The 18,870-nt window shown below is 67.9% G+C and carries 15 protein-coding genes; 2 read left to right on the plus strand and 13 right to left on the minus strand.

Annotation, left to right across the window (positions count from 1 at the left end; genetic code table 11):
* Nucleotides 1-74 precede the first annotated feature (74 nt).
* The 11 genes from EYW49_RS13460 to EYW49_RS13510 form a co-directional block, all read right to left on the minus strand.
* Complete coding sequence (locus EYW49_RS13460) at nt 75-641, minus strand: C40 family peptidase (protein ID WP_131310107.1); 567 nt, start codon at nt 639-641, stop codon at nt 75-77.
* A gap of 93 nt (nt 642-734) precedes the next feature.
* On the minus strand, nt 735-3,371 hold the full coding sequence (gene tssH, locus EYW49_RS13465) for a type VI secretion system ATPase TssH (RefSeq protein ID WP_131310108.1): 2,637 nt from the start codon (nt 3,369-3,371) through the stop codon (nt 735-737).
* A 43-nt stretch (nt 3,372-3,414) separates the two neighbouring features.
* Nucleotides 3,415-4,428, minus strand: coding sequence for a type VI secretion system baseplate subunit TssG (gene tssG / locus EYW49_RS13470; RefSeq protein ID WP_131310109.1), 1,014 nt, complete (start codon nt 4,426-4,428; stop codon nt 3,415-3,417).
* Entirely contained in the window at nt 4,425-6,392 is a 1,968-nt protein-coding gene (gene tssF / locus EYW49_RS13475) for a type VI secretion system baseplate subunit TssF (protein WP_131310110.1), read from the minus strand. Before tssF ends, tssG begins: the two co-directional genes overlap by 4 nt.
* Before the next feature lie 7 nt (nt 6,393-6,399).
* Nucleotides 6,400-6,945: a type VI secretion system baseplate subunit TssE gene (gene tssE / locus EYW49_RS13480; protein ID WP_228259602.1), complete on the minus strand. Its 546-nt coding sequence runs from the start codon at nt 6,943-6,945 to the stop codon at nt 6,400-6,402.
* Nucleotides 6,946-7,485: 540 nt separating this feature from the next.
* Nucleotides 7,486-7,974, minus strand: coding sequence for an Hcp family type VI secretion system effector (locus EYW49_RS13485; RefSeq protein ID WP_131310111.1), 489 nt, complete (start codon nt 7,972-7,974; stop codon nt 7,486-7,488).
* A 143-nt stretch (nt 7,975-8,117) separates the two neighbouring features.
* The gene (gene tssC, locus EYW49_RS13490) at nt 8,118-9,611 is read right to left on the minus strand and encodes a type VI secretion system contractile sheath large subunit (RefSeq protein WP_131310112.1); all 1,494 of its coding nucleotides are present in this window, start codon (nt 9,609-9,611) and stop codon (nt 8,118-8,120) included.
* Nucleotides 9,608-10,147, minus strand: a complete 540-nt coding sequence (tssB, locus tag EYW49_RS13495; protein ID WP_131310113.1) for a type VI secretion system contractile sheath small subunit — start codon at nt 10,145-10,147, stop codon at nt 9,608-9,610. The genes tssC and tssB overlap by 4 nt, the downstream gene beginning before the upstream one ends.
* A gap of 167 nt (nt 10,148-10,314) precedes the next feature.
* Nucleotides 10,315-11,682 (minus strand): type VI secretion system protein TssA, encoded by a 1,368-nt coding sequence (locus EYW49_RS13500; protein WP_165498248.1) that lies wholly within the window; start codon nt 11,680-11,682, stop codon nt 10,315-10,317.
* Nucleotides 11,683-11,903: 221 nt separating this feature from the next.
* Nucleotides 11,904-13,478, minus strand: a complete 1,575-nt coding sequence (locus tag EYW49_RS13505; protein WP_228259603.1) for a DHA2 family efflux MFS transporter permease subunit — start codon at nt 13,476-13,478, stop codon at nt 11,904-11,906.
* Nucleotides 13,479-13,495: 17 nt separating this feature from the next.
* Nucleotides 13,496-14,671, minus strand: coding sequence for an HlyD family secretion protein (locus EYW49_RS13510; RefSeq protein ID WP_165498249.1), 1,176 nt, complete (start codon nt 14,669-14,671; stop codon nt 13,496-13,498).
* A gap of 683 nt (nt 14,672-15,354) precedes the next feature.
* Between EYW49_RS13510 and EYW49_RS13515 the strand changes: the two genes are divergently transcribed.
* Together EYW49_RS13515 and EYW49_RS13520 are read left to right on the plus strand one after the other, a co-directional pair.
* On the plus strand, nt 15,355-16,026 hold the full coding sequence (locus EYW49_RS13515) for a TetR/AcrR family transcriptional regulator (RefSeq protein WP_228259604.1): 672 nt from the start codon (nt 15,355-15,357) through the stop codon (nt 16,024-16,026).
* A 107-nt stretch (nt 16,027-16,133) separates the two neighbouring features.
* Complete coding sequence (locus tag EYW49_RS13520) at nt 16,134-17,000, plus strand: GNAT family N-acetyltransferase (protein ID WP_131310116.1); 867 nt, start codon at nt 16,134-16,136, stop codon at nt 16,998-17,000.
* Between the two features lie 82 nt (nt 17,001-17,082).
* Here the strand turns inward: EYW49_RS13520 and EYW49_RS13525 are convergent, their stop codons facing one another.
* Together EYW49_RS13525 and EYW49_RS13530 are read right to left on the minus strand one after the other, a co-directional pair.
* Complete coding sequence (locus EYW49_RS13525) at nt 17,083-18,189, minus strand: sugar kinase (protein WP_131310117.1); 1,107 nt, start codon at nt 18,187-18,189, stop codon at nt 17,083-17,085.
* A 3-nt stretch (nt 18,190-18,192) separates the two neighbouring features.
* Nucleotides 18,193-18,864, minus strand: a complete 672-nt coding sequence (locus EYW49_RS13530) for a bifunctional 4-hydroxy-2-oxoglutarate aldolase/2-dehydro-3-deoxy-phosphogluconate aldolase (RefSeq protein ID WP_131310118.1) — start codon at nt 18,862-18,864, stop codon at nt 18,193-18,195.
* Nucleotides 18,865-18,870 lie beyond the last annotated feature (6 nt).

The following is an 18,870-nucleotide window of genomic DNA, read 5'->3' on the forward strand; positions in this document are numbered from 1 at the left end:
GTTGGACCTCGTTCGAGCGCGACGCCCGGGCTTCGGGAAGCCGTCGCCCGGGCGGGCGACGGGCGGACGGAGGGTCAGACGAAGAGATGGCCGACGTAGAGCAGCGTGCCCTGGTACCAGAGCTGCGGCACCGCGACGGTGGTCGGCGCGAAGGGCTGGGCCTCGTCGAGGGAGGCGCCGGCCCGCTCGAAGGCCGACCACACCAGTTCGGGGCAGAACAGACGGTCTTCGCCCATCTCGGCGATCCGGGCGACGAGCCCGACCAGTTGACCGCCGCCGCCCGGGGCATGGGCGACGACGTCGGGCTTGTCGAAGCTGCGGCCGAGCCCGGAGAGCACGTGATCGCGGACCTTGAAGGCGGCGGTGGTGCTCAGACCCGGCCGACGATAGACCACGACCTGAGTGTCGCCGTCCTCGCGCATCGCCCCGGAGAGGGGCCGCGCCCGCACCCCCCAGCCGGCGGAATCGACCACCTGGCCGCCGCCGAGCCACAGGCGCACCCGGCTGATCTGCGGCCAGGTCACGGCATAGAGGGTGCGCGACACCGCGACGGTGGCGGTCGACACCAGGAGATCGGCGATCTCCAGATCGGCGGTGGTGATCAGACGGCCGCCGGCCTCCGGATCGTAGGCTATCGTCATGCTGGTTCCTCCCCGATCCGGCCGAAGGTTCGGCGCGGCCGAGCCCGCCGCCGCGCGCCGGATCGAGCGATCCGACGGCGGCGGTCGCGGCGATCACTCCCAGGCGTAGGTGAAGGCGCCGTCGGCGACGCCGACGGTGGCCCGAGTGATCTCCTGCTTGTCGAGGCTGCGCTTCAGGAACTCGCGGGAGAGCGCCGGCAGGATGGTGTTGGTGATGATGTTGTCGATCATGCGCCCACCCGAATCCGGGTCGTTGCACTTGGACACGATGTAGTCGATCACCTCCTGGCCGTAGACGAAGGCGGCCGAATGGTTCTCGCGCACCCGCTTGCCGATCCGGTCGAGCTGGAGGCGGACGATGCCCCCGAGCACGTCGGCGGCGAGCGGGTAATAGGGGATCACCACCAGGCGGCCGATCAGCGCCGGCGGGAACACCTTGAGCAGATCGGGGCGCAGGGCCACGGCGAGGGCCTCGGCGTCCGGCGCGGTGGCCGGATCGCGGGAGCTCTCCATGATCATGTCGGTGCCGACGTTGGAGGTCAGGATGATCAGGGTGTTCTTGAAATCGATCTTGCGGCCGTTGCCGTCCTCCATGATGCCCTTGTCGAAGACCTGGAAGAACAGCTCGTGGACGTCCGGATGGGCCTTCTCGACCTCGTCGAGCAGCACCACCGAATAGGGCTTGCGCCGCACCGCCTCGGTCAGGCGGCCGCCCTCGCCGTAGCCGACGTAGCCGGGAGGGGCACCCTTCAGCGACGAGACGGTGTGGGCCTCCTGGAACTCCGACATGTTGATGGTGATGATGTTGTCCTGACCGCCGTACAGGGCTTCGGCCAGCGCCAGCGCCGTCTCGGTCTTGCCGACGCCGGAGGGGCCGCACAACATGAACACGCCGATCGGCTTGTTCGGGTTGTCGAGCTTGGCGCGGTTGGTCTCGATGCGCTTGGCGATGACCGCGAGGCCGTGGCTCTGGCCGATCACCCGCTTGTTGAGGATCTCCGGCAGGCGCAGGACGTTCTCGATCTCGTCCTTGACCATCCGGCCGACGGGGATGCCGGTCCAGTCGGAGACCACCGCGGCGATCGCCTGATCGTCGACGTGGGCGTAGATCTTGCGGTGTTCGGCGTCGATCGCATCGAGGGCGTCGAATTTGGTCTTGAGCTCGGTGCGGATCGCCTCGACGTCGGCCTCGGGCTCGGCGAGACGGGTGCGCAGCGCGCCGATCTCCTCGACCAGCGTCTGCTCTCCCGCCCATTCGGCTTCGAGGCCCGCGAGTTTCTCGGCGGCGGCGGCGAGTTCGACCTCGATCTCGGCGAGGCGTTCGCTGTCGTCGACACCGAGGTCGCGATCGGCGGTGAGCGCCGCCTTCTCCTTCTCGAGCGTCTCGATGTCGACGCGGGTGTCGGCGACGCTGGCCGGCGTCGAGGACTGGGACACCGCGACGCGGGCGCAGGCCGTATCGAGCAGGCTGATCGCCTTGTCGGGCAACTGGCGCGCCGGGATGTAGCGGTGGGACAGTTCGACCGCCGAGACCACCGCCGCGTCGGAGATCTTGACCTTGTGGTGCTTCTCCATCGGCCCGGCGATGCCGCGCAGCATGATGATGCCGGTCTTGACGTTGGGTTCGTCGACCATCACCGGCTGGAAGCGGCGGGTCAGCGCCGGGTCCTTCTCGATGTACTGGCGATATTCCGACCAGGTGGTGGCGGCGACGGTGCGCAGCGTGCCGCGGGCGAGCGCCGGCTTGAGCAGATTGGCGGCGTCGCCGGTGCCGGCCTGGCCGCCGGCGCCGATCAGCGTATGAGCCTCGTCGATGAACAGCACGATCGGGGTCGGCGAGGACTGGACCTCGTCGATCACCGAGCGCAGGCGCTGTTCGAATTCGCCCTTCATCGAGGCGCCGGCCTGCATCAGGCCGATGTCGAGGGCGAGCAGCTTGACCCCCTTCAAGGGCGGCGGCACGTCGCCGCTGGCGATGCGTTGGGCGAGGCCCTCGACGATCGCGGTCTTGCCGACGCCGGCCTCGCCGGTGAGGATCGGGTTGTTCTGGCGCCGACGCAGCAGCACGTCGATGCACTGGCGGATCTCGTCGTCGCGCCCGAGCACCGGGTCCATGCCGCCGGCCTTGGCCTTGGCGGTGAGATCCTGGGAATAGCGGTCGAGGGCGGTCTGGCTCTTGGAGCCGGAGGCCGCGTCGGCCCCGGCGGTGCCGGCGGCGCGCAGGCCCGAGCCGTCCATCGGCCGCAGGGTGTCCTCCTGCGAGATCATCCAGATCTTGGCGTGTTCGTTGGACAGCACATCCGGATTGATCTTGCCGAACTCGCTCGACAGCGCGGCGAAGGCGCGGCGCAACTCGTTCGACTTGAGGCCGGCGAGCAGGAGATGGCCGGTGCGGATCTGGGTCTCGCCGAAGAACAGCGTGGCATAGTGCCAGGCGCGGTCGAGCAGATCGATGATGGTGTTGGAGACCCCCGGCATCTCCGTCTCGTTGCGGCGGAAGCCTTCGACGACGCGGCCGACGTCGGTCAGGATCTTGGCCCGGTCGATCTTGAAATGGTCGAGGGTCAGGCCGATGTCGGTCCGTTCCTCGGGCAGCACGTGGAGAATCCAGTGCGCCAGTTCGACGTGCCGGTTGCCCGACCCTTTGGCGTGGCGCATCGCCTTGAAGAAGGCTTCGTAGCCGACACGGTTCAATTTGCCGGTGACCGCCTCGAGACTGATATCGGACATGCCTTCCCCCTATCGCATCCGGAGCTTCCGGTTGACGCTTCCCCTACCCCTTGGCCCGCCGCGCGCGCAGGCGCTCGGCGAGATCGAAACGCGCATCGATGCGCTCGCTGGTGTCGTCCGGCGAGACCTTCGGTGCGAGCCATGACGTCCAGCCGATCCGTCCGGCTCTCCCCAGCCGCATGGGTCGGATCTCGCGCGCCGGAAGGGCCGGTTCGACCTCCCATTCCAGCAGATCGCCGAGATAGAAATAGACGAGGTCGGCGATCGGCTCGGCGAGCGCGCCGACCGGCAGCACCTTCTCGTATTCGGCGAGGTCGGCGACGTGCAGACGGATCCGAATCTTGTCGGAGACGCTGAAGAACGTCGCCCCGAGCATCACGTCGGAGCCGAGCCCGGCATTGGCGCCGCCGATCCGGGTGCGGTCCTCCGGCTCGACCGGCAGGCGCGAACCGACGAACTCTTCGACCTCGGCCCTGAGCCCGAGCACCCCGAGGAACAGCTGCTCGAGCCGCACCGCCGACTTGGCGGCCGGGCCGGCGAGGCCGGCGTGGGCGAGCTTCTGGGCGTCGGGGACGGTGTCGAGGTCGCGATAGATCGCCGTGCCGAGGCCGATGGTCGAACCGATGTAGGCGGCGAAGCGATCCTCGGCCGGGCGCTCGTGTTGGGCGATCGGGCGCGAGTCGGCCCAGGCGCGATAGAACAGCTGCAGCGGGCGATGGTTGAACAGGTCGAGGAAGCGGACGAAGGAATCGTCGCGGGCGTCGAGCCAGACCTTGGCCTCTTCGTTGGTGGTCAGCGGCAGCGCGCCCTGCGGCCCGAGGAGCCCGAGGAACTTGACCAGGATCCGCCAGCGGCCGTCGCCGAGGTCGGTCGCCTGTTCGAGGTTGGAGGCGGGAAACTCGAAGAACGGGTTCTGGCCGAGCTTGGCGTAGTCCTCGCGCCGCGTCGCGGCGTGGCCGATGCGCGGTTGCTCGGGGCGGCTGCGCTCCAGCCGACGCAGGGTGGTGAAGAAGTCGTGGCGCCAGGGTTCGGCGCGAAGCCCCTCCAGCCAGGTCACAACGGCCTCCGCGAGCCGAGCCGCACCGGCCAGCGCATGATCACGCCGCGCTCGACCGAGCGCACCACCGTCTGGGTGAAGTTGTTGATGCCGACGTAATCGGCGAAGAAGCGATCGAGCACCGCCCCCAACAGATAGGCGCCGCTGCCCTCGAAGCTCTTCTCGTCGATGGTCACGGTGATCTCGAGGCCGCGGGCGGCGCCGACCCCGGTCTCGCGGCGGACACGCCGCACGATGGGGCGCGAATCGAGCGAGCGGATGCCGTCGATGCGGCGCTCCACCGCGGCGTCGCGCTGATCGGCGAACAGCGCCAGCATCTCGCGCAGCGACTGGCCGTTGCGGCCGGCGGCGCGCGAGATCAGGCCGAGGTGGTTGTGGGCGAGCATGTTGACCAGCCGCCAGGTCACCGAGCCGGTGGAGGCGGTCTCGAGCCGCGAGCGCAGGTGACTGACCACCGGCTCGCGCGGGATGGTCGGTCCGGCGACGCATTGGAATTCGAGGTCGGTATCGTCGAGCAGGCGGAAGTCGGCACCGCCCTCCCCGACCGGCAGGGCCTCGGTGAGGTGGCGGTTGGAGCACAGCGCCCGCAGACTGAGCTCGCTGACCCCGGGATGATCGTCGTCGAAAGTCGCCGGCTCGATCAGCGATAGATACATTTCGGTGCCGGTGTAGTCCGAGGCGCCGCCGAAGCGGCGTTCCTGGGCGGAGCGCCGCCGGGGCATGCGACGGATGGTATAATAGAGCTTGCTCGGGGCCTGATGGGGATCGCGCGGCGCCGAATAGAGCGGCAGCACCGGCACCTTTTCGGCGGTGCCGGGATAATGGGCGAATACCTCGAGGACCCGGTGGGGCTCGAAATCGATCGGCCGCGAGCGGTCGGGGACGACGTGATACTCGTGCTGAGCGGACTTGACCGGAATGCGGTCGGTGGTCTTCTCGAACAGATTGATCGCCGGCGACGCATAGAGCGCGAAGAAGTCCTTGCCGATCGCCGAGGCGAGCCGCGGCTGGACCTCGTCGAAGACCACGTAGAGGTCGAAGGACTTGGCGGCGATGCGCCGCACGACCCGGTCGAGGTCGATCAGACGGAACCCTAGGTACTTGCGCGCGAAGACGAAATAGTCGCGCAGCAGGGCGAAGCCGTGGAAGATCCGGGTATCGCGCGGGAACAGCGATTCCTCGGGCGCGAAGCCCAGTTGCAGCAGCGACCCGTCCTCGACGGGAATCGCCACGGGATCGCCGAAGGCGTCGAAGTGGCGCACCCAGATGCCGACGCGATGGGCGAAGATCTGCTCGTAGAGGCCGACCGCGTCGGATTCCTGGCCGCGCAGATAGATCGGCAGTTCCTTGATGCGGACGCGCGCGGCGTGGAGCTCGGGCTTGCCGCTCGCATCGGCATCGGCGGTCTCGGCGTCGGGGCGATCGGCCATGCGGGTGGTGAAGGACAGGCGCAGCGCGGCGCGGGCATTGGCGCCGACCGGCAGGCCGGCGGCCTGGAGCGCGGCATTCGCCGTGACGTAGTCGGCGGCGACGAGTTCGAACGGCCACAGCCAGATGTCGGAGGTCAGCCGGTAGCGGCAGGCGATGCGGCGGTCGCGCTCGAGATAGGTCGCGTCGATATAGGCGCCGGCCTTGGCCCGTTTGCCCTCGAGCAGGACCGGATCGCCGAAGGGCGGGCGGGCCTGGACGATCGCCGCCGACGGGGTCGGGGCGAGAAAGTCGGGAATCAGCTGTTCGAGCAGGTTCGAGGTGAATTCGGGGAACTCGTGGCGCAGCTTCAGCTGGACGCGGGCGGCGAGGAAGGCCGAGCCCTCCAGCAGGCCGCTGATCATCGGGTCCATGCGATCGTCGACGAGACCGCCGAGGCGGTCGGCGATGCCCGGATACTCGTCCGCGAATTCCTTCGCATGCTCCCGGAGGAGGCGCAGTTCCTGATTGTAGAGCTCGAGAAACTCGCGATCCATGGAACGCCTATACCCTGCTCAACACGATCTTGCCGCTGTCGACTTCGACGTCGGCGACGAATTCGACGGGTACGTTCTCGGGCGACATGGTGATCTCGGCGGCGACGTAGAAGCGCACCTTGAGTTCGTCGATGCCGACGGTGCGGTCGCGGCGCACCTTGACGGTGTGGCCGGCGAGGCGCGGCTCGAATCGGCGGAAGGCCGCCTCCAACTCGGCGACGATGTCATCGACGCCCTTCTCGTCGATCGACCGGTGGACGATGTCGGGGATGCCGAAATTGAGGATCGAATCGGCGACGTGGGGGACGTCGTCGAGGCGCTGGGTCGAATTGAGATTGATGGTGTTGAGCAGCGCTTCGAGATCGCGGGCGACCTCGCGACGCAACACCGCCTCGGTCACCAGCGACCCGGCGGAGGCACGGCGACCGGCGATCACCCGCTCGCCACGGTCGCGCAGGTCGAGCTTCTTGGTGGCGTCCTTGGCGGCATGGGCGGCGCGGAACGCATACATCAACGGCGCCCCGACCCGGACCTGTCTGCTCTGCGTCGCCATCGCGTCGACATCCTCCGAACAGGAACCGATCCGAACGGATCGCGGGCGGGACCGGAGGCATCCGGCGGCAGGCGCGGCCGAGGAGCGCTCGGCCGAAAGTCTTACGTCGCGCGGCGACGTCGCGATCTCGCTGCGTGGGACCTCCGCGGCGGGCGATCATCCGCCGCGACGCCGAAGTCGCAGCCGGGGAATCGCGGTCACGGGCGCCGACTTCGGCCGAAAACCGACCGACCCCGGCGCCCGCCGACCTCATCCGAACCCCGCCGATGCGGCACCCGAACGGTCCCGTCCGACGTCGTCGCAGACCGTCGTCGTCACCTCGATCCGCGACTCGGACAACCCGAGCACCGCGGAACCGCGATCGACTTCGCGGATCGGTCCGGCGCATCAAGCCCGGACGATCCGCGACCCGCCGTCACCCTCCCGCGCGCGTCCCGCAATCCCGGAGCACCACGCCGAACGACCGACGGCCGACGGAAGCGAAGCGCCGACCCGGCGGCCCGCCCGAAGGCGAAGACCGGGTCGGCGGAAGGCGTACGATCAGACCTCGATGTGCGCGCCGGTGTCCCAGCCGAGGGACGACGACTCGCCGGCGCTGCCGGTCGCGGTCTGGGCGGTGTAGGTGGCCTTGAACTTGCGGAAGTTGAAGGTGATGCTCTCGGTGAAGGCACCGCCCTCGCCGCCGCCGCCGAAGGCCAGGCTCGAGATGAAGACCTGCTCGAACTCGACCTTGTAGTAGGTCACCGGGGTCTTGCCGCCGACCTTCAGCAATTCGAAGGTCGCCTTGGGGAAGTGCTCGCCCTGCAGCAGGTTCTGAGCGATGTAGGTCGAGGTTCCGTCGACGGTCTTCTGGAAATGGAAGTCCTGTACGACGCCCTTGCCGGTGCCGGAGCCCGAGCCGATCTGACCGCTGCCGTGGTTGGACGCGCCCCAAGACCAATTGAGCACGTCGATCCAGCCCTGATGCTTCGAATCCTGAGATTCGCCCTTCAGTTCACCGATCTTGATGAATGCAAAATTCGCAGCCATTTTATTTCCTCCTGAACAATTGCGGAGGGAAGAGCCGAACGGCCCGTCCGCCCGACGGGTGTATGAGACGGGGTGCGGGCGAAGCCGCACCGCCGCCGGAATTCAAAGACGTCCCCAGCCGTTCGTCGAACGAACCGCACTGGTCACTTCTGCCCACCCGGCAACCGCGACACGAGACTCATGCCGACATCCATGCCTTCCAACTGGAAGTGCGGACGCAGATAGAAACGCGCGTTGTAATAGCCGGGATTCTCCTCGTTGGCCTCGACCTTCACTTCGGCGGCGGCCAGCGGCTTGCGGGCCTTCTGGATCTCCGACGAGACGGCCGGATTGGGGTCGACGTACTGAGTGATCCACTCCTGCAGCCAACGCTGCAGTTCCGCGGTCTCCTTCATCGACCCGACCTTGTCGCGAACCATGCACTTCAAATAATGCGCGAAGCGCGACACGGCGAACATGTACGGCAGTCGGGACGACAGGTTGTCCGAAGCCGTCGCCTCGGGCTTGTCGTATTTCTTCGGCCGATACACCGACTGGGCCCCGATGAACGCTGCCTTGTCGGTGTTCTTGCGATGTATCAGCGGAATAAGGCCGGATTTGGCCAACTCCGCCTCACGACGATCGGTGATGGCGATTTCCGTCGGACACTTCAGATCGACGCCGCCGTCGTCGGTCGGGAAGGTGTGGGTCGGCAGGTTGACGACCTCGCCGCCGGACTCGACACCGCGGATACGGGTGCACCAGCCGTATTCCTTGAAGGCCCGATTGACGTTGACCGCCATGGTGTAGGCGGCGTTCATCCAGGCGTAGCTGGCGCCCTTGTGACCGTCGGTCTCTTCTTCGAAGGCGAAGGCCTCGACCGGCTCGGTCTTGGCGCCATAGGGCACGCGCGACAGGACGCGCGGCAGGCACAGGCCGAGATAGCGCGAATCCTCGCTGTCGCGCAGGCTCTTCCAGGCGGCGTATTCCGGCGTGTCGAACACCTTCGACAGATCGCGCGGGTTCATCAGCTCGGTCCAGCTGTCCATGCCGAGGAGCGTCGGCTCGGCGGCGGCGAACAGCGGGGCATGGGCGGCGGAGGAGATGCGGCTGAGGTCGCGCATCAACTGCACGTCGGCCGGCAGATGGCTGAAGTAGTAGTCGCCGACCAGCGCGCCGTAGGGCTCGCCGCCGAGCTGACCGAACTCCTGCTCGTAGATCTTCTTGAAGAGCGGGCTCTGGTCCCACTTGGCGCCCGGATAGAGGCGCAAGTTGCGGTAGAGCTCGGTCTTGGACGTGTTGAGGACGCGGATCTTGAGGTTCGCGTCGGTCTCGGAGTTGTTGATCAGATACTGGAGACCACGCCAGGCGCTCTCGATCTGCTGGAACTCCGGCGCGTGGATGATCGCATTGACCTGGGCGGTGAGCTTCTGGTCGATGCGCGCGATGATCTCCTCGATGGTGTCGAGGACATCGTCCTTGATGACGCTGGTGTCGGCGAGCGCTTCCTTGACCAGGGTCGAGACGGCGCTCTCCACTTCGGTCGCGGCCCGCTCGGTCCGCGGCTTGAAGCTCTGCTTGAGGAACTCGGCGAACTCGTCGGCGGTCTGCTCGACGCCGGCGGCGCCCTGGGAGTCGCGAAGCGCGTCGGTACTCATTCCTTCACCTCACCGTCTTGGGATTCGGACGCCGGAGCGGCGACGGCGCGTTCCTTGAGGAGCGCCATCAACTGCGGGTCGGACAGGAGCTTCTTCAGCGCGTCTTCGGCGGAGACCTTGCCGTCCATGTAGCGCAGCAGGTTGGCGAGCTGCGTGCGGGCTTCGAGCAGGGTCTTGAGGGCCGGCACCTGCGAGGCGACGGCGGCCGGGCTGAAATCGTCCATCTTCTGGAACGTCAGCTTGACCGGCATCTGTTCGCCCGCCGTCTCCGACAGGCGGTTCTCGACACGGAAGGACACCGCCGGCTTGATCGCCGCCATGCGGTTCTCGAAGTTGTCCATGTCGAAATCGAGGAACGTCCGATCCGCGAAGTCGGGCTTCGCCACGTCGGAAGCGTTGCCCGAAAGATCGGAGAGCACGCCCATCACGAACGGGATTTCGACCTGCTTCTCCGCATCATAAGGATCTTCGTAGGTGATGTGCACGCGGGGCGGGCGATTACGTCTGATGAACGCTTGACCGCTACTGGTGGCCATGAACGGATCTCCCTGCTCTCCAAACAACCAGACAGAACATCCGGAACTTTCCGGATTGTCGGGCCATCGGTGAATTGTTTCAAGCTCGATTCGTACGCATTTCCAAGTTTTTCCGAGTCACCTCCCCTGCTGGTCCCTTCGTCGACGAAGAGACGGCGCGACGCGGGCTACCAATCGTCTCCCTTCATCGACTGGAGCATCGCGTCGGAGAAGAAGTCCTTCATCAGCGAAACGAAATCACGCTCCGCCAATTCACGTGCGCGGGCGATCAGGACCGGAACGGCACTTCCGGGCTCGGCGGTGCGGAAGAACATCTGGACGAGATCCAGCAAGCGCAGCGCGTCGCGTCGATTGCCGACGGTGAAGTCCGGCCCCTCCTCGGCGCCCTCTTCGGGTTCGGGTTCCGGCTCGGCCTCCCAGCCCTCGGCGGTGGCCTCGGAGAGCTTGTCGAGCATGATGGCGAGCGAAGACTGGCCGACCTTGAGATAGGCCTTGGCGGCATAGTCGGGCAGCAGAGTGCGCACCACCTCGGCGAAGGGCTGGTTCGACACCTTCTGGGCGTAGCGCAGCAGCAGCAGCGCCGGGCTCGACGGCTCGTGGCGCTGGAAATAGTCGGCGGCGGCGGCGAGCGCGCGCAGGGCACTGCGACGGTCGACGACGGTTGCGACGGCCCCCGGCGAGGGTCCACCGGCGACGGCGACGCCGCCGAAGGACGCCGGGGCGCCGCTCGCCGACGGGTCGTCGGAGTCGTCGCCGGTGTCGGGGGTGCCCTCGGCGGGCGAAAGCGCGGCGGAGGGATCGCGTCGGGCGACGTAGCCGTCGAGGAACTCGGTGATCTCCTGGGCCTGGGCCCGCATCTTCTCGAGGTGGACGCGGTTGTCGTAGTCGCCCTTCTCGATGGTCAGGGCATCGATGGCGTCGGCGGCGGCGACGATCCGGGCATAGCGATCACGCCGGTCGATCAGCGCCGGCAGCTCGGCCTCGAGGAAGGCGCGTTCGATCGCGCCCTGTTCCACCGCCGGTTCGCCTTCGCGGGCCGGGATCTTGCCGGCGGCGACCTGACAGGCGCGCCAGCCGAGCGGGCCGGTGCGGCGGCTGTTGACGATCGGCGCATATTGCAGCGGCAGGATGGTGTGGGGGCCGTCGTCGAGGGCGGTGAGGGTCGCGACGCGATAGAGGTAGTCGGAGCCCTCGCCCTGGGGATGGACCTCGGCCCAGCGGCCGTCGAGGGCGGCGACGATGACCTCGAGGGCGTCGCAGAAGCGATCGAGGTCGCGGCCGAGGATCGCCAATTTGGCATAGAGCACCAGCAGGCGGAGATCGCGGGTGCGGTCGAGCAGGCCTTCGATGGTGGCGAATTCGCTCTTGTAGTCGATCGAGGCGCGATCGAAGGCGAAGAACGACTGCGGCAGCAGGCCCTCGGCGCGGGCGGTGTAGTTCATGAACTCGGGATCGCCGGCCAGATCGAGATCGGGCCCGCAAGGTTCGTCGTCGGAAACGGGTTCGAGAAAGCTCGCGACGTCGACCTTCGCCATGCGGCAATTCCCCGCCACCGGAAACAATAAGGACACATCCCAAACGGACGACTCCATATCGTCCCATTTTCGAATGGGTTGCAAGCCCCTCCAATGGCACGGATTCACGCTTCGCGCCGGGGGTGTGGCGGCGCGCGACAAAGCCGGTGCGGGCGCGCCGGGTCGGGCGCGCCCGCGGGGCCAGGACGGCGCGCGGGTGGGGGGCCGCGCGATCCGTCGGCTCAGTGACCGCCGCCGGCGGAGCCGGCGCCGCGGGGGCGACGCATCAGGCCGGCGAGGAAGACGAGGGCCACGAACAGCAGGGTGAGGACGAAGAAGACGTCGCCGATCGCCCAGACGATCGCCTCACGGCGGACGATGCCGGCGAGCTTGGAGACCGCCGCCAGGCCTGCGTCGGAGCCGCGATCGGCCATCGCCAGGGTCAGGCTGGCCAGCATCTCCTCGGCCTTGGTGTGGCCCCAGGCGACGGAGTCGTGCAGGCGGGTGAGGTGGAGGTCGATGCGGTCGTTCATCAGCGAATTGATCAGCGCCAGGCCGACGGCGCCGCCGAGGTTGCGGGTGAGATTGAACAGGCCGGAGGCGTTCTTGATCCGCGCCGGCGGCAAGGTGCCGAGGGCCAGATTGTTGATCGGCACCATGCAGGTCATCAGCGAGAAGCCGCGCAGCATCTGCGGCACCAGCAGTTCCCAGAAGTCCCAGTCCTTGGTGACATAGGAGGCCTGGAAGGTGCCCAGTGCAAAGCCGAGGAAGCCGAGGCCGATCATCAGGCGGGGATCGACCTTGGTCATCAGGCGGCCGACGATCGGCGCGGCGACGAACATGCAGATGCCGGTGACGAACATGGTCTCGCCGATCATCAGGGCGGAATAGCCGCGCACCCGGGCGAGATAGACCGGATAGAGATAGGTCAGCCCATAGAGGCCGATGCCCATCACGAAGGAGAACAGGCTGCCGGTCCAGAAGTTGCGGTCGCGGAAGGCACCGAGATCGACGATCGGTTGGCGGGCGGTGAAGGCGCGCCAGAAGAACAAGAGCCCGCCGGCGGCCGAGACGGCGGCGGTCATGGTGATCAGGTCGCTGTCGAACCAGCCCTTGGCCGGGCCCTCCTCCAGGACGTATTCGAGCGCGCCGAGGAAGGCCGCCATGCCGGCGAGACCGGCCCAGTCGAAGTTGTCGTAGAGGCTGAGATCGGGTTCGTCGAAGTCGACCAGCGTCCAGGTGGCGATGGTCACCAGGATGCCGGGCACGATGTTGACCAGGAACAGCCAGTGCCAGGAGAACAGGTCGGTGAGATAGCCGCCGACGGTCGGGCCGATGGTCGGGGCCAGGGTGGCGACGAGGCCGATGATCGGGGCGACCAGCGGCTGCTTCTCGCGCGGGAAGATGGTGAAGGCCGACGCGAAGACGGTCGGGATCATCGCGCCGCCGATGAAGCCCTGGAGCGCCCGCCACAGAATCATCTCCTCGATGGTCGTCGAGGTGGCGCACATCAGGCTCATCAGGGTGAAGCCGGCGGCGGAGGCCGCGAACAGCCAGCGCGTCGACAGGAGGCGCGACAGGAAGCCGGACAGCGGGATCATCACCACTTCGGCGATGAGGTAGCTGGTCTGGACCCAGGCGACTTCGTCGGCTGAGGCCGACAGGCCGGCCTGGATCTCCGACAGCGAGGCGGAGACGATCTGGATGTCGAGGATCGCCATGAACATGCCGAAGACCATGCTCATGAAGGCGAACAACCGACGCCGATCGAACGAAGGCGCGGCGGCGGCGCGCGGCGGCAGAGTGGCGTCGGTCACGGCGAACTCCTCTCCGCTCAGCGGGTGACGACGTCGACGGCGACCGACAGGCCGGGCCGCAGCACGCCCTCGCGGGCGACCTCCGGCGCGACGGCGATCTTGACCGGCACGCGCTGGACGATCTTGGTGAAGTTGCCGGTGGCGTTCTCCGGCGGCAGCAGCGAGAACTGGGCACCGGAGCCGGGGGCGACGCTGACGAGGCGGCCCTCGATGACCCGCGAGCCCAGCGCATCGACGGTGAACTCCACCGGCTGGCCGGGCTTCAGGCGGGCGAGCTGGGTCTCCTTGAAGTTCGCTTCGATGTAGACCTTGTCGAGCGGCACCAGGGCGAGCAGCCGGGTTCCGGGCTGGACATATTGGCCGACCTGGACGGCGCGGTTGCCGACGACGCCGTCGACGGGGGCGCGGACCTGTGTGAACTCGAGGTCGCGGTGGGCCTTGTCGAGGGCGGTCGACAGTTCGGCGCGGACCCGCGAAGCTTCGACGATCTGGGCCTGGAACACCGCCAGGGCGCCCTTGGCGGCGGCGACGCCGGCTTCGGCGACGGCGACGGCGGCGCGAGTGCGGTCGCGGTCGGCCTTGGCCTGATCGAGGCGCTGCTGGGTGCCGGCATTGGACTTGACCAGGGCGCCGGCCCGTTCGAAGTCGCTCTCGGTGCGTTCGACGTCGGAGCGCACCGAGGCGAGCTGGGCCTCGGCCTGGGCGATCGTGGCCTGCTGAGCCTCGGACTGGGCGGCGATGCGGGCGATGGTGGCGTCCTGGGTGGCGATGCGGTCGCTCGCCGCGGCGATCGCCAGGCGGTAGTCGCCGTCGTCGATCTCGGCGAGGACGTCGCCGGCGGCGACGCGGGCATTGTCCTCGACCAGCACGCGGGTGACGTGACCGGTGGCCTTGGCGGCGATGGTCGAGACGTCGGCGCGCACGAAAGCATCGTCGGTGGAGACCAGGAAGCGTCCGACGGTGGCGTAGGACCAGCCCTTCCAGCCGGCCAGCCCGAGCGCGACGACGCCGACCAGTGCGAGCACCAGGGGACGGTTGGAGCGCTTCTTGGCCGGCGCCGCGGGGGCGCTGCGGGCCGCTTCGGCATGGGGCAGTTCGGTGACGGTGGCGCCGCGGGCCTGCGGCGACGGGGTGCCGACGCCGCGGGGGGAAGCGGCTTCGCTGTGAGCGGTGGTGGTGTCGCCGCGGGTCATGGTGGTTCCTTCCGAAATCTCGGGACCGGTCGCGGGGTGATCCGGGCGAAACCGGGTCGAACCTGCGGGAAAGGCCATCGACCGAACCGTTCGGTCATTTGAGATTGACATAGATCAACCGAGCGCCTAGATCAAGACCGAACCGAACCGTTCGGTCATTTTCTCATCCCGTGGGGTGGGAATGGTTACCGAATGGGTGCGGTAGGACGTCGGAGTTGCGGTACGACGGCGGAGTGAAGGGTTGCGGGCGATCGGCGGCCGGCCGACTTGCGAAGGTCGAGCGACGGCGGTTCGTCCGGCGGCGGGGGATCGCTCGCCGGGCCCGGATCGGTTGCGACGGACGATCCACCGGCGACGGGGGATCGGCGGCGGACCCGAGGATCGGGCACGGTCGGCGGCGGTTCGCGCGGCGGCCGGCAACCCAAGCGATGCGGGAGGTCGGAATCCGCCAGGCGACGGACGGGGGTCCGGGCTCTGCGGTCCCCGCACGGACGGCGGCAGGACGGGGAAGACGTCGGCGGGATCTGCCGCCACTTCCGATCTGGACCGGAGTCGCCCGTGGGCGCACAGTCGGTTCGAAACCCGTGGGGCGACCGGTGACGGTCGGCGCACGAAGGTCACGGTGAAACGCAGACCCCGATCGGGAACGATGCGGCGGCCGGCGAAGAGAGACGAGAACGGCGATGTCCGACATTCACGACAGCGATTTGCGCCTGCAGACGGCCGATCCCGAGGCGGCCCCGGTGCCGATGCCCGGCCACAACGACGAGAAGGCGCGCCAGATCCTCGACGGGGCGCGGGCGGTGTTCCTGCGCGACGGTTTCGACGGCGCCTCGATGAACGACATCGCCAAGGTCGCCGGGGTCTCCAAGGGCACGCTCTACGTCTATTTCCAGTCGAAGGACGCGCTGTTCGAAGCCTTGGTCCGTCACGACAAGCGCCAACAGGCCGAGCAGATGTGCCGCTGGCAGAGCGAGGGCGGCGACATTCGCACCGTCCTGACCCGGGTCGGGCGATCGCTGCTGACCATGATGGCCCAGCCCGACCACATCGCCCAGGTGCGTACGGTGATGGCGGTGGCGCCGAAGTTCCCGCAGATCGGCCGCGCCTTCTACGAGGCCGGACCGGTGTTCGGTCTGCGGCGGTTGTCGGCTTATCTCGACCGGCAGGTCGCCGAAGGGCGCCTGGAGATCGCCGACAGCCGCAAGGCGGCGCTGGTGTTCATCCAGATCTGTCAGTCCGACATCCACAAGCGCCTGATGTTCTGCGTCGAGGAGGCGGCCGATCCGGCCGAGATCGACGAGGCGGTGGCCGATGCGGTCGACATCTTCCTGAAGGTCTACGGCAAGCCGTGAGCGGCGAGCCCGGGCGCCGCGGCATCGCCCGTCGTGAAGATCCGTCGGGCCGCGCGACGGCGGGAGTCGGTGTGACGCGGAACCTCAGAGACCGATCGAGACCGTCGATGTCGCCCGGCGAACTCGACTACCGCTTCGACACCGCCGCCGCGCCGGAGGGCCGGGCCGAGTTGGCGCGCCTGATTCGCGACGTGTTCGATCTCGACGTCACGCCACTCGACCGGTTCGGCCACGATCCGAGCCTCGTCTCGTTCGGCTGGTGGCGCGGGCCCGATCTGGTCGCCAACGTCGATCTGGTGCAGCAGACGCTGTGGCTCGACGGCGACCGGGTCGAAGCCCTCGGCGTGCAGTCGGTGGCGGTGCGGCCGGCCTGGCGCGGGCGCGGCCTGTTCCGCGACCTGATGGACCGGGCGCTCGCCCACGCCGCCGCGCGGGTTGCCGTGGTGACGCTGACCACCGAGACACCGGCGCTCTACACGCCCTTCGGGTTCCGGGAAATCGTCGAATCGTGGTTCGGCGGCCCCCTGGTGCCGGGGGGCGCGCGGCCGCACCATCGGCGGCTGTCGCTCGAAGACACCGCCGACGTCGCGCTGATCCGCGCGATGTTCGCGCGCCGGACCCCGGTGTCGCGGGTCGCGGCGGTCACCGATCATCCGGCGCTGTTCTTCCTCAAGGCGCTGGAGAGCCCGGAGATCGCGCTGGTCCATCTCGCCGAGCTCGACGCGGTGGTGGCGGTCGAGGATCGCGAGCCCGACGTGCTGACGCTGTGGGACGTGGTCGCGCCGACCATCCCGAGGCTCACGGCGATCGCCGCGGCGCTGGGCGGCCGGGCGAACCGGGCGCGGGTGCTGGTGACGCCGGACCGGCTCGGCTGGGAGCCGGCGGAGATCGTCGCCGAGGACGCCGGATTGATGGTGCGCGGGGCCTTCCCGCCCGAGGGCCGGCCGTTCATGCTGTCGGCGATGCGGATCTGAGGCGCCCGGCGCCCCCCCAATACGAAACCGGCCGCGGAAGGGCAGTTCCGCGGCCGGTCCGATCGAAGGGTGTACGTGCGTGTCAGCGAATGACGCGGGCGCCCTTGCCCTTCATGATCGCTTCGACTTCCTTGACGTTGACCATCGAGGTGTCGCCGGGGGTGGTCATGGCCAGCGCGCCGTGGGCCGCGCCGTATTCGACCGCCGCCTGCGGACCCTTGCCTTCCATGAAGCCGTAGGCGAGACCCGAGGCGAAACCGTCACCACCGCCGACGCGGTCGTAGATCTCGAGGTTCTCGCGCATCGGCGCCTCGTAGAACGCGCCGCCGGCATAGATCACCGCGCCCCAGTCGTTGACCGAAGCGGTCTTGGCGTTGCGCAGCGTGGTGGCCGCCACCTTGAAGTTCGGATAGGCCTTCACGGCCGTCTCGATCATCTTCTTGAAGTTGGCCGGGTCGATCTTCGAGATGTGCTCGTCGAGGCCTTCGACTTCGAAGCCGAGGCAGGCGGTGAAGTCTTCCTCGTTGCCGATCATCACGTCGACGTGGTGAGCGATCGTCCGGTTGATCTTCTGCGCGCCTTCCTTGCCGCCCTGGCTCTTCCACAGCTGGCCGCGGTAGTTGAGGTCGTAGGAGACGATCGTGCCGTACTTCTTGGCGATCTCGACCGCCTCGATCACCACTTCCGAGGTGTTGGGGGCGAGCGCCGCGAAGATGCCGCCGGTGTGGAACCACCGCACGCCCTCTTCACCGAACAGCTTCTCCCAGTTCACTTCGCCGGGCTTGATCTGCGAGGCCGCGGAGTAGCCGCGGTCGTTGCAACCGAGCGCGGCGCGGGGCCCATAGCCCTTCTCGGTGAAGTTCAGGCCGACGCGGGTGTTGCGGCCGATGCCGTCGAACTCGCGCCAGATGATGTGCGAGGTGTCGACGCCGCCCTGCATGATCAGGTCTTCGGCGAGCCAACCCACGTCGTTGATCGGCAGAGCGGTGACCACCGAGGCGCGCTTGCCCCAGCACTTGCGCATGGCGCGGGCGACGTTGTACTCGCCGCCGCCTTCCGACACCTGGAAGGTGCGGGTGGTGCGCACCCGGCCGAAGCCGGGATCGAGGCGCAGCATCACTTCGCCGAGCGAGACGCAGTCCCACTTGACGTCTTCGGCCTTACGGATGTTCAGAATGTTGTCGGCCATGGTTCACTTCCCCCGGATCGAGCGGACGAGGGCGATCGTCTCGCGCACCTTGGTCTCGATGCCCTTGTAGTCCTTGGCGGCGAGCAGTTCCTTGGTGATCAGGTTGGACCCGACGCCGGCGCAGACGATGCCCGCTCCGAACCACTTCTTCAGCGATTCTTCAGTCGGCTCGACGCCGCCCGTCGGCATGATCTTGGTCCAGGGGCACGGGCCGAGCATCGCCTTGACGAACTCGGGGCCGCCGACCGAGGAGCCGGGGAACACCTTGACGATCTCGCAGCCGAGCTCTTCGGCCTGACCGATTTCCGAGGCCGAGCCACAGCCGGGGCTGTAGGGGATCTTGCGGCGATTGCAGACCTTGGCGACGTCGGGGTTGAGCAGCGGTCCGACGACGAACTTGGCGCCGTTGGCGATGAACAGACCGGCGGTCGGGGCATCGACGATCGAGCCGACGCCCATGATCACCGACGGATCGGCCTTGGCGAAATGGCGGGCGACGTCGAGGAAGACGTGCGAAGCGAAGTCACCGCGGTTGGTGAACTCGATGCACTTGGCCCCGCCGTCGGCGCAGGCCTGGATCACGTTCTTACAGATCTCGACATCGGGATGATAGAAGACCGGGATGATCCCCTGGTCCATCATCGCGGTGAGGACCTCCATTCGATCGTGCTTCATCTGGTT

Source organism: Siculibacillus lacustris, assembly GCF_004328075.1.
Taxonomy (GTDB): domain Bacteria; phylum Pseudomonadota; class Alphaproteobacteria; order Rhizobiales; family Ancalomicrobiaceae; genus Siculibacillus; species Siculibacillus lacustris.

Coding starts and splice junctions, on each gene's coding strand:
- EYW49_RS13460 (WP_131310107.1), bottom strand. CDS start 641: ATGACGATAGCCTACGATCCGGAGGCCGGCGGCCGTCTGATCACCACC.
- tssH (WP_131310108.1), bottom strand. CDS start 3,371: ATGTCCGATATCAGTCTCGAGGCGGTCACCGGCAAATTGAACCGTGTC.
- tssF (WP_131310110.1), bottom strand. CDS start 6,392: ATGGATCGCGAGTTTCTCGAGCTCTACAATCAGGAACTGCGCCTCCTC.
- tssE (WP_228259602.1), bottom strand. CDS start 6,945: ATGGCGACGCAGAGCAGACAGGTCCGGGTCGGGGCGCCGTTGATGTAT.
- EYW49_RS13485 (WP_131310111.1), bottom strand. CDS start 7,974: ATGGCTGCGAATTTTGCATTCATCAAGATCGGTGAACTGAAGGGCGAA.
- tssC (WP_131310112.1), bottom strand. CDS start 9,611: ATGAGTACCGACGCGCTTCGCGACTCCCAGGGCGCCGCCGGCGTCGAG.
- tssB (WP_131310113.1), bottom strand. CDS start 10,147: ATGGCCACCAGTAGCGGTCAAGCGTTCATCAGACGTAATCGCCCGCCC.
- EYW49_RS13500 (WP_165498248.1), bottom strand. CDS start 11,682: ATGGCGAAGGTCGACGTCGCGAGCTTTCTCGAACCCGTTTCCGACGAC.
- EYW49_RS13510 (WP_165498249.1), bottom strand. CDS start 14,671: ATGACCCGCGGCGACACCACCACCGCTCACAGCGAAGCCGCTTCCCCC.
- EYW49_RS13515 (WP_228259604.1), top strand. CDS start 15,355: ATGTCCGACATTCACGACAGCGATTTGCGCCTGCAGACGGCCGATCCC.
- EYW49_RS13520 (WP_131310116.1), top strand. CDS start 16,134: ATGTCGCCCGGCGAACTCGACTACCGCTTCGACACCGCCGCCGCGCCG.
- EYW49_RS13525 (WP_131310117.1), bottom strand. CDS start 18,189: ATGGCCGACAACATTCTGAACATCCGTAAGGCCGAAGACGTCAAGTGG.
- EYW49_RS13530 (WP_131310118.1), bottom strand. CDS start 18,864: ATGAAGCACGATCGAATGGAGGTCCTCACCGCGATGATGGACCAGGGG.